Annotated in this window: 5 protein-coding genes and 1 pseudogene; all 6 read right to left on the reverse strand. The window is 65.2% G+C overall.

Translation table 11 applies throughout. The annotated features are described in order from the left end of the window. Window positions 1-1,695 (reverse strand): DNA helicase RecQ (gene recQ, locus VTU_RS0123105; protein ID WP_040894134.1); only part of this gene is annotated, 1,695 nt, incomplete at its 3' end. Window positions 1,696-1,972: 277 nt separating this feature from the next. Next, window positions 1,973-2,758: a peptidylprolyl isomerase gene (locus tag VTU_RS0123110; protein ID WP_010109793.1), complete on the reverse strand. Its 786-nt coding sequence runs from the start codon at window positions 2,756-2,758 to the stop codon at window positions 1,973-1,975. Between the two features lie 65 nt (window positions 2,759-2,823). Beyond that, window positions 2,824-3,084 (reverse strand): BolA family protein, encoded by a 261-nt coding sequence (locus VTU_RS0123115; RefSeq protein WP_010109794.1) that lies wholly within the window; start codon window positions 3,082-3,084, stop codon window positions 2,824-2,826. An 11-nt stretch (window positions 3,085-3,095) separates the two neighbouring features. After that, window positions 3,096-3,635 (reverse strand): septation protein A, encoded by a 540-nt coding sequence (locus VTU_RS0123120; RefSeq protein ID WP_010109795.1) that lies wholly within the window; start codon window positions 3,633-3,635, stop codon window positions 3,096-3,098. Between the two features lie 4 nt (window positions 3,636-3,639). After that, window positions 3,640-4,082: pseudogene (gene msrB, locus VTU_RS30070) on the reverse strand (peptide-methionine (R)-S-oxide reductase MsrB). Next, window positions 4,079-4,905: protein adenylyltransferase SelO family protein (locus tag VTU_RS0123130; RefSeq protein WP_010109797.1), on the reverse strand; the 827-nt coding region annotated here is incomplete at its 5' end. The pseudogene msrB and the gene VTU_RS0123130, both read right to left, overlap by 4 nt.

Below are 4,905 nucleotides of genomic sequence, written 5' to 3' on the forward strand. Positions count from 1 at the left end.
CTCGGCGCGCCAGGCCTTGAGGTTGATGAAGCGCACCTGGGCGTCCGACCCCAGGTTGGCGGCGGCCGCGGGCGGGGCGCTGCCCCGGCCCGGCTTGCGCGTGCGCGCGGGGGCAGCGCCCGAGACCGAGGCGCGCAAATGCACCGGCACTTCGCCCCGGAGCACGGCGCGGGATCCTTCGGTCAGGCACAGGGTGTCAAAGCTGTGGCCGTTGTCCAGCGTCACCCTGTGCAGGCCCAGCGAGCCGGCGGCGATCAGCTGGCGCAGCACGCTGCGCAGTTGCAACTCGCTCAGGTCGGCGCCAATGCCGAAGGTCGAGAGGGTCTCGTGCTTGAACTGCGTCATCTTCTCGGTCTGCTTGCCGCGCAGGATGTCCATGATGTGGCTGGCGCCAAAGTGGATGCCGCTGGCCTGCTGCACACGGTAGATGGTCGACAGCAGCTTGCGCGCCGCCTCGGTCGCGTCCCACACCGCTGGCGGGTGCAGGCAGTTGTCGCAGTTGCCGCAGGGCGTCGATGACTCCCCGAAGTAGGCCAGCAGTCGCACGCGGCGGCAGTCGGTGGCCTCGGCCAGCGCGAGCAGCGCGTCGAGCTTGCCGCGCAGCGCCTGCTTGAACTCTGCGCCGGCCGGGCTTTCGTCGATCATGCGGCGCTGGTTCACCACGTCGCTCAGGCCATACGCCATCCAGGCCTCGGCGCGCAGGCCGTCGCGGCCCGCACGGCCGGTTTCCTGGTAGTAGCCCTCGATGTTCTTGGGCATGTCCACATGCGCCACATAGCGCACGTCGGGCTTGTCTATGCCCATGCCGAAGGCGATGGTGGCCACGATGACGACGCCCTCCTCGCGCAGGAAGCGATCCTGGTGGTTCTGGCGCAGTTTGCTGTCCAGCCCCGCGTGGTAGGGCAGGGCCGTGTGGCCCGCAGCGCTGAGCGTGGCGGCGAGCTCTTCTACCCGCTTGCGCGACTGGCAGTACACCACGCCGGCCTCGCCCGCATGTTCGCGCGCGATGAAGCGCTGCAACTGCGCGGTGGCGTCCTTCTTCTCGACGATGGTGTAGTGGATGTTCGGCCGGTCAAAGCTGCTGATGAACAGGCGCGCGGCTTCCAATTGCAGCCGCTCGATGATGTCGGCCCGCGTCAGTGCATCGGCCGTGGCCGTGAGCGCAATCCGCGGCACGCCCGGATAACGCCGGTGCAGCACCGTGAGCGCGCGGTACTCGGGGCGAAAGTCATGGCCCCACTGGCTCACGCAATGCGCTTCGTCGATGGCAAACAGGCTCAGCTGACTGCGCTGGTACAGGCCGTCGAGCAGGCCCAGAAAGCGCGGCGTGTTCAGCCGCTCGGGTGCGGCGTACAGCAGCGTGATGGCGCCGGTCTGCAACTGCCGCTCCACGTCCTGCGCTTCGCCAAAGCTCAGCGTCGAGTTCAGAAAGGCCGCGTCCACGCCGGCCTCGTGCAGCGCGCCGACCTGGTCGTGCATCAGCGCGATCAGCGGCGAGACGACGATGCCCACCCCGCGCCCCTGCTGCTGGCGCACGATCGCCGGCACCTGGTAGCACAGCGACTTGCCGCCCCCCGTGGGCATCAGCACCAGCGCATCGCCGCCGCCGATCACGTGCTCGACAATCGCCTGCTGGGGCCCCCGGAACTGCTCGTAGCCAAAAACATCGTGCAAGACGGAATGCGCGGGAGACAACTTCTATAACTCTCTTTTTGATAGCAGACGGTGCTTATGAAGCAAGCGCTGCATGCGGGTTTGCTACCGTTCCTGCAAGTGTGGCAAGGACGGGTGACAGTTTCCAAAGGCGCATATTGTGCGCCGCACCGGCAAGCCTTGCCGAACCAGATGTGCAAGCGGGCGGACCTGTTGTTGCTGGCCGGGTCCGGACCAATCCTTATATGTGGCCCATGAAAAACGCGGCCCCAAGCCGCGTTCTCAGAAAAACCAGGAGAGCCGGGAGGCCGCCGTGGGCTTACTCCACCTTGGCCTTGTTGCGCAGCTCGGTCTGGAAGCTGGTCAGCTTTTGCTTTTGCAGTTCCTGGGCCACCTGGGGCTTGACTTCTTCCAGCGTGGGCAGCTTGGCCTCGCGGATGCCGTCCAGGCGGATCACGTGCCAGCCGAACTGGCTCTTCACGGGGGCCTCGGTCATCTTGCCCTGATTGAGCTTGACGAGCGCTTCGGTGAATTCGCTGACGTAGCTGGCGGGGCTGGCCCAATCCAGATCCCCGCCCTTGGCGCCGGAGCCCGGGTCCTTGGACTGCTTCTTGGCGATGTCTTCGAATTTCGCGCCCTTCTTGATGGATGCGATGATGGCCTTGGCCTCGGCTTCCTTTTCCACCAGAATGTGGCTGGCCTTGTATTCCTTGCCGCTGTTGGTTGCGACGAACTTGTCGTATTCCGCCTGGATTTCGGCGTCGGTCACGGGGTTCGCCTTCTGGAAGTCGGAAAACAGTTCGTTGATCAGAATCGTCTGGCGCGCCTGTTCCATTTGGGTCTTGTAGTCTTCCGAACCGTCCAGGCCGCGCTTTTGCGCTTCCTGCATGAAGACTTCGCGGGCAATGACTTCTGCCTTGATCTGCTTTTCAAGGTCCGGCGTCACGGTGCGGCCCGAACGCTCCAGTAGCTGCTTGAACACCTCGGCGCGCTCCTTCGGAACGGCCTTGCCATTCACGGTGGCGAGGTTCTGGGCGGAAGCGGGCAGGGCCAATGCGCCCAACATGGCAGCGGCGACAAGCTTGGGCAAGAGCTGTTTCTTCATGCGAGATCCAAAAAACGAGGGAGGGTTATGCCAGATGAAATCCGGCATCGGGACAGGGAGCGGGGTCAGAGAATTTCAATGGCCAGTGCGTGAACGCCCTGGGCAATGAAATCTTGCAGCGCATCATACACAAGGCGATGCCGCGCTACCCGGGTTTGTCCTGTAAAGAAGGGTGATGCAATGCGCACCCGGAAATGACTGCCCGAGCCCGTGTCGTTCGCTCCGGCATGGCCCGCGTGGGCGGCGCTTTCGTCGAGCACCTGCAGCCGGGTGGGGTGGAGGCGGTCGGTCAGGCGCTGGTGCATTTGTTGTGCGATGGGGGGCATGGGCGGCTCCGTCAGGCTGCTGGTTCGTCGTCCTTGAGATGGGGTGCGATGTAGACGCCCTGGCCGATCAGGAAGACCAGCGGGAAGGCGTAGCCCCAGAGCTTGAAGTCTACCCAGGCGTCGGTGCTGAAGTTGAGCACCACGTAGGCGTTGAGCGCCGACATCAGGGCGCAGTACACGATCCAGGCAATGTTCAGGCGCAGCCACACGCCGGGGGCCAGGCGCAGCTGGTTGCCCAGGAGCATTTCGAGGAAGTTCCTGCGCAGCCCCCACAGCCCCACGGCGAGTGCCAGCGCCAGGGCGCCGTAGAGCACCGTGGGCTTCCATTTGATGAAGCGCTCGTCCTGCAGCGCCAGCGTGAGCGTGCCGAACAAGAGAATGAGCGCCAGGGTGACCTTGTGCATGGTCTGCAGGCGCCGGTCGATCGCGTAGACGAGCGCCATCTGCAGCACGGTGGCCGCCATCAGCACGGCGGTGCCGGCATAAATGCCGTAGAGCTTGTAGGCCCCGAAGAACAGTGCGATGGGGAAGAAGTCGAGCAGAATTTTCATGGGGTCAGGAAGGGGGATCGGCGCCGGGGTCGCTTGGGTTTTTGCCGGATTGGAATTCCAGAGAGGCCGAATTCATGCAGTAGCGCAGGCCGCGGGGGCCGGGCCATCTTCGAACACATGGCCCAGGTGCGCCCCGCATTGTGCACACACGGTCTCGGTGCGGAGCATGCCGTGGCTGCGGTCCACGATGTCCTCGATGGCGTCCGGGGCGGCTTCGCGAAAGCTGGGCCAGCCGCAACCGGCGTCGAACTTGCTGACCGAGTCGAACAATTTGGCGCCGCAGCAGATGCAGTGGTAGCTGCCATCGGCCCAGTGGGCCTGGTATTTGCCGCTGAAGGGGCGTTCGGTGGCCGCGTGGCGGGTCACTGCGAGCGCGTCTGGCTCTGCGCCCTTGGCTTGCAGGATGGCCTGCCATTGGGCATTGGTTTTTTGGACGGGTCGGGTCATGAGGAGCAGCTGATTTCGATGGCAGACGCCCAGTCGGGCGGGAAGGCTGCGTAGGCGTCGTCCCCCGGGTGTTCGTCGAAGGGACGCCCGAGCAGCCGCTGAAGGGTTTGGAGTTCGCTGAAGTCGCCCTGTTTCGCTGTGCGAATTGCCTGCTCGCCCAGGTGCTTGCGCAGCACGTACTTGGGGTTGCTTGCGAGCATCCAATCGGCCGCCGGTGCGGGATCAGCGCATGCCATGCGCTGCGCGTAGGAGCGCAACCACGGGTCCAGGCTGGCGCCATCGGCGAACAGGTCGCGCACCGGCTGGAAATCGCCCCGCTGCACCGCATGCGACAGGCGGCGCCAGAAGATGGGGTAGTCCACCGCGTTGCGCGCCAGGAGCAGGAGGATTGCGTCGATCAACTGCGCATCCTCTGCCCGGGGCTCCAGCAGGCCCAGCTTGGCGCGCATGCGCGCCATGAACTCATCCGAAAACGTGGCCTGGTACGACGCCAGGGCCTGCATGGCAAGGTCCGGATCACCGATCAGCGGCAGCAGGGCCTGCGCCAGGCACAGCAGGTTCCAGTACGCCACGTCGGGCTGGCGGTCGTAGGCATAACGGCCTTGCGTGTCGCTGTGGTTGCAGATGTGCCCGGGAACGAAGGCGTCCAGAAACTGGAACGGGCCATAGTCGATGCTCAGGCCCAGGATGCTCATGTTGTCCGTGTTCATCACCCCGTGGCAAAAGCCCACGGCCTGCCATTGGGCCATGAGCCGGGCGGTGCGCTCGCTCACCGCCCGGAGCAGCGCGGCGCAGGGGGGGAGGTCCCGTTCGGCGGCCGCGC

Origin of the sequence: Verminephrobacter aporrectodeae subsp. tuberculatae At4 (assembly GCF_000193225.1) — a bacterium.
Lineage (GTDB): Bacteria > Pseudomonadota > Gammaproteobacteria > Burkholderiales > Burkholderiaceae_C > Acidovorax > Acidovorax aporrectodeae.